Below are 4,997 nucleotides of genomic sequence, written 5' to 3' on the forward strand. Positions count from 1 at the left end.
GGGGACAACAGCAAGGGCAATAAACGCAACAAGGACCAAAGCGATAAGACGGATCGTCACCAATAGGGTAAAAATATTTCAATTAAAAAGCCGGCGTCGATGAGCCGGCTTTTAATCCATATCAGTAAGAATGGCAGACTGATTATTCAGGTTTGCCGGGTCCACTCCGTTGCTTTCGTTTTCATCATAAAAGGCATCCTGGAGTTTCATATTTGCTTCGGAAGTTTCAATCTGTTCTTCTTCAGATACAGTAGACACAGGTTTGGCGTTTGGATCTATATTTACATACTTATCTTTTTTCATGAACAATCCCTCCTGAAGTTAGTATCAGCATTCTCCTCTACTTTTACCCTAATATTCGCCGTGACCAACTTCCAGAAGGGTATTACCTTAAAATGGAAGAAGCCATTCTTACATAGGTATGCCGCTTACCGCGTACGACGATCGAATACGCCATAATATTTTCCGGAGAAGCAATTCCAGCTGCTCCTGCATCACCGATATGATATAAATCAGCTCCTGCCATTTTACTGCTCAAGGCGATTTGCTTGATTGTAGCCTCATCTGCTCCTTCCTGGCTTGTACCAGTTGTCAGGATGGCGAGGGCTCCCTTTTGATGCACCAAATCCACAAGCTTGGCGGTCTTCTCAACCGTAAAGCCCGGTACTGTGCCTGGTGAAGGAATCAAGATAATATCTGCGCCTGCTTCGACAAATGCATGCAGGGTTTCTTCCGTCATCATCGAACTGCCTGTCTCTCCCGCAACCCCTGCCCCATGCATTTTTCCAGCAATGATCAATCCGTCTGGGCCAAATGCCGCACGTGCTTTTTCGATCGCCTTTGTAATTTCTGTATTGGTAACCCCTGTTTTAGGATTTCCAGTCAAACAGACAAAGTCAAAACCAAGCTCCTTCGCCTTCTGAAGTGATGCGTCAGTCGCAATCCTCCCTTGTGGCAGCTGTTGAAACGCCTCTAACTTATCCGCCTGAAGATCAACCGGCTCAAGGTTCAAACCGACTGGGCGGCCAACAAGCTCCTTCAATTTTCGGACTACATTCTCTGGCTCCGTTTCAATTAGACTCTCAATTCCTGGGTTCATGACATCGAAAAAGTTCAAAAGAATAAGGTCTGCCCCAAAGGCAGCGGCCATTTCCGCATTTGTAACTGCAGGGTAAAGCGGTGAAAACGCACCAATCACTTCTGATAATATGGTTCTTCCTTCCGAGGCGATAATCGCTTTTTTCAAATCCTGTCCTGTCATTTTTTCGAAATCTGATGCTGTGCAATCCAATAAACGTTTCATCCTGGTTCCCTCCTTATTTTATGTAAAAAATACTACATGACCGATATAGCAATGGGACTTGAATTCTCAACTGGTGAAATATTTACTTCAACTGGTGAAAAAACTTTTCCAACTGGTGAATTCTTTCGTCAAACTGGTGAAAAAGATTGTTCAACTCTGATCGACCCTAAAAAAATAAAGACCTGGCGGTAAAAACCGCCAAGTCACCTGTGCACATCGCTTATTTCCGCTTCATTTCATTGGCGACAAACTCAACATCGGTACCAACAATAACTTGAAGGTCTGTTTTATTAAGTTTCAAAACACCTTTTGCGCCAAGCCTTTTTAACTCTGCTTCATTTACTTTATCCATATCAGCCACTTTTAATCGAAGGCGGGTAACGCAGTTGTCGAGCTCCTTCAGGTTGCTTTTTCCTCCAAGCGCTGCAAGGTACTTGTCTGCAAGCTCAGAGTAATTTCCTTTTGAAGACCCGCTTTCAGTGAACTCTCCCTCAATCTCGTCTTCACGTCCAGGCGTTTTAAGATCAAGCTTGATGATCAGGAAGTAGAATATCACGAAATAAAGTACTCCATATACCAAACCGACTCCCAATAATAACAATGGTTTTTGGGCAATACCGTAGTTTAAGACGTAGTCAATCGCACCGGCAGAGAACCCGAAACCATGGTGGATATCCAGCAAGTATGTGATGGACATCGCCAAACCAGTCAACACGGCATGAATTCCATATAAGAATGGAGATAAGAACATGAACAAGAATTCGATTGGTTCAGTGATCCCTGTAAGGAAAGATGTGAAGGCTACCCCTACAAGGGCACCTGTAACAGCTTTTTTACGTTCTTTTTTCGCTGCGGCAATCATCGCAAAAGCTGCTGCCGGAAGACCGAACATCATGACTGGGAAGAAACCATTCATGAAGATACCGGCTTTCGGGTCGCCGGCGAAGAAGCGGTTCAAGTCACCTTTCGCAACTTCTCCTGCTGCATCTGTAAATGAGCCAAATTCAAACCAGACAAGAGCATTTAGAACATGGTGGAGGCCCATTGGAATTAATAAGCGGTTCAAGAAGCCGAATACGCCTACTCCTAGAGCACCTGCTCCGACTATCCATTCGCCAATATTGTTGATGCCAGCCTGAATTGGCGGCCATACATAACCAAAAACTCCTGCAAGGACAATCATGACCAAAGAAGTGATGATTGGCACAAATCGCTTGCCTCCGAAGAAACCAAGCCAGTCAGGCAATTTAATATCATGGTAGCGATTGTAAAGCAAACCGGCGATTACACCGGAAAGGATACCGCCAAGTACCGCCATATTGATACTTTCGTCAATAGCTCCCGCTCCTTTAGTCAAAACGAAGTAGCCAATCGCACCGGCAAGTCCGGCCGCTCCGTTCCCATCCTTTGCAATTCCGACTGCAACCCCAATCGCAAACAATAGCGCCAGGTTAGCGAAGATTGCGTCACCTGCTGCAGAGATAAAAGAAATATCCAATAAGTCCGGCTGCCCGAGGCGCAGCAATAACGCAGCTGCAGGTAAAACAGCGATCGGCAGCATCAATGCTTTCCCGATCCTTTGTAAAAATCCTAGCATTCTCAACACCTCTTTCTGTAAAATTGTAAATGCTTACATTTTTCGATAAAGAAACAGAACCCCACTGTAGAAATTTGTAAACACATGCATAGTTTAACACTTCGGTCCCCTAAAGAAAACCCTATAAAAAGACTATTTTTAATATTTCGACTTCAGAAGACTCAGCGCTCCCTTCATGAGTTCTTCACCCATATTTTTCGGGACATGGGCTTATACTTATAGCTTATTCGATGACCAGTAGAAAATTCCTTTCCGGGAAGAGGAAAAGAACCAACATTACCGTTTTACAAGCAGAATCTCTGCTCAAGGCATTTTCCCATTTTGTGAATATTGCCAATTCAGCCCAGAATACTTACCAGGGCTTTGCTATTTTCCTTTCATTCGGTAAAGTGATAGATAGGCAGATGGATATAAAGGACGTGCACATATGAAAACAACTGATTTTCTGCCCCGATTCACCGTCCCGGTGATGAAAGGGATATTATTAACATTAGCTTTGGCTCTGGCTGCTAGATTAATAGCAGGACTGCCATTCTTTTCAATCATGGGTCAGCTAGTCATTGCCATCATGTTCGGAATGGTTTGGCGCGCAACGGCTGGAGTGAACAGTGGTCTTATGGAGGGTGCTTCTTTTTCAAGCAAAAAGCTCCTCCGTCTTGGCATCATTTTGCTTGGATTCAGGCTGAATCTCTCCGATATTTACAATGCCGGTGCGACAGTATTTATGATTGCCTTTGCAAATCTGGTGTTTGCGCTCTTGGCGGTTTACGGATTGAGCAGGCTTTTTAAGGTTGAAAAGCGGCTTGGTATTCTAACCGCGTGCGGTACAGCAATTTGTGGAGCTGCCGCCGTTGTCGCCATCGCACCGGTTATCAAGGCAAATGAAAAGGAAACTGCTGTCGGCGCAGCAAATGTCGCGGTGCTGGGGACGATTTTCACCATCGTCTATACGCTATTATTCTCCTATCTCGGTTTGAATGTCCTTGATTATGGGGTATTCGCAGGTGGTACATTGCATGAAATCGCGCATGTGGTAGCCGCCGCCGATCCGGCAGGGCAACAAGCCTCGGACCTTGCCATTATTGTAAAATTAACCCGAGTAGCATTGCTCGTTCCGGTAGCAATTCTGATCGGTTTTATCATCAAGCGAAAAGAAAACCAGAGTGCAGGCCAAAAAATGACGTTAGCAGATCTGCCGATTCCCTGGTTCATCCTTGGCTTTCTTGCTGTCAGTGCACTTAATACAACCGGGATGATCAGTGAAGATGCCGCCGCTGCAATCGTCAGCTTCGCTTACTTGCTGATTGGGATGGCGATGGCCGGACTCGGTCTTAGTGTGGACTTCAAATCGTTCCGGCAGATGGGCGGAAAGGCGCTGTCCGCAGGCTTGGCAGGATCAGTGCTTTTATCATTATTTGGTTATTTTCTTGTAACAGTTTTTCTATAGACATAATAAAAGCAGCCAATTTCGAATTTCCGAATTTGGCTGCTTTTCTATTTTAATGCTGCGTATAAAACATTCCATTTACGATATCCATCAGGTCATTGGTCAGGCGTTCTTCCCGCTCAATCGAATATAAATACTGCACTAACTCGCATAATTTTTTCGTTTGTACCAGATCCATTTTGTCAGCATGCCTTTTTAGCAAACCGAGCAATAGAATAAAATCTTGATCTGTATAGGTATCATTCATGATTTTATTTTGAACGGATCGGAATTGCCTTTGTTCAGCTAAATCGTACAAGATCAATTCGTCATTCATTTCACATGCTCCTCGCTAAATTTTCAGTCTAATAACTATAGCATTAAGAGCATTACAGAATCATTACATAAATGACTATTCACTTTTATTTCTGAAATATCCCGCTTCTTTTTGTCTATTTGTTTTTTGCAGCAATGCTACAAGCTGTTCCTGATATAGTTCTTCCCCAGGGTTGAACTTCATCAGAATTTTCAATAGCTCAATTGCCACTTCTTTTTCTCGGGATGCATTAAGCAAGTCCTCACATATCCTGATGATCCTGCTTTCCAGCACCGTCCTGATTTTAAGGAACCAATCATCATAAAAAAGCGGGAACAGAGTGTCAGGAAGTTCT

6 protein-coding genes are annotated in these 4,997 nt (G+C 44.0%); 1 reads left to right on the top strand and 5 read right to left on the bottom strand.

Translation table 11 applies throughout. The annotated features are described in order from the left end of the window. Positions 1-111: 111 nt before the first annotated feature. The 3 genes from WB217_RS01450 to nagE form a co-directional block, all read right to left on the bottom strand. A complete protein-coding gene (locus tag WB217_RS01450) occupies positions 112-303 on the bottom strand; it encodes a hypothetical protein (RefSeq protein WP_423989974.1) in 192 nt (63 codons plus the stop codon). Positions 304-385: 82 nt separating this feature from the next. Next, entirely contained in the window at positions 386-1,303 is a 918-nt protein-coding gene (locus WB217_RS01455; RefSeq protein ID WP_423989976.1) for a haloacid dehalogenase-like hydrolase, read from the bottom strand. Between the two features lie 220 nt (positions 1,304-1,523). Continuing rightward, positions 1,524-2,900 carry an N-acetylglucosamine-specific PTS transporter subunit IIBC gene (gene nagE, locus WB217_RS01460; protein WP_423989978.1) on the bottom strand — a complete coding sequence of 459 codons (1,377 nt, stop codon included), beginning with the start codon at positions 2,898-2,900 and terminating at the stop codon, positions 1,524-1,526. Positions 2,901-3,327: 427 nt separating this feature from the next. On the opposite strand from nagE, the gene WB217_RS01465 reads away from it, so the two are divergent. Next, a complete protein-coding gene (locus tag WB217_RS01465) occupies positions 3,328-4,347 on the top strand; it encodes a YeiH family protein (RefSeq protein WP_423989980.1) in 1,020 nt (339 codons plus the stop codon). Positions 4,348-4,399: 52 nt separating this feature from the next. Here WB217_RS01465 and WB217_RS01470 read toward each other — a convergent pair whose 3' ends face one another. Next, positions 4,400-4,663, bottom strand: a complete 264-nt coding sequence (locus tag WB217_RS01470) for a hypothetical protein (RefSeq protein ID WP_423989982.1) — start codon at positions 4,661-4,663, stop codon at positions 4,400-4,402. Positions 4,664-4,738: 75 nt separating this feature from the next. After that, on the bottom strand, positions 4,739-4,997 hold a 259-nt coding region (locus tag WB217_RS01475; protein ID WP_423989984.1), incomplete at its 5' end, for a hypothetical protein.

The sequence above is a fragment of the Mesobacillus sp. genome, assembly GCF_049588175.1.
Lineage (GTDB): Bacteria > Bacillota > Bacilli > Bacillales > Cytobacillaceae > Mesobacillus.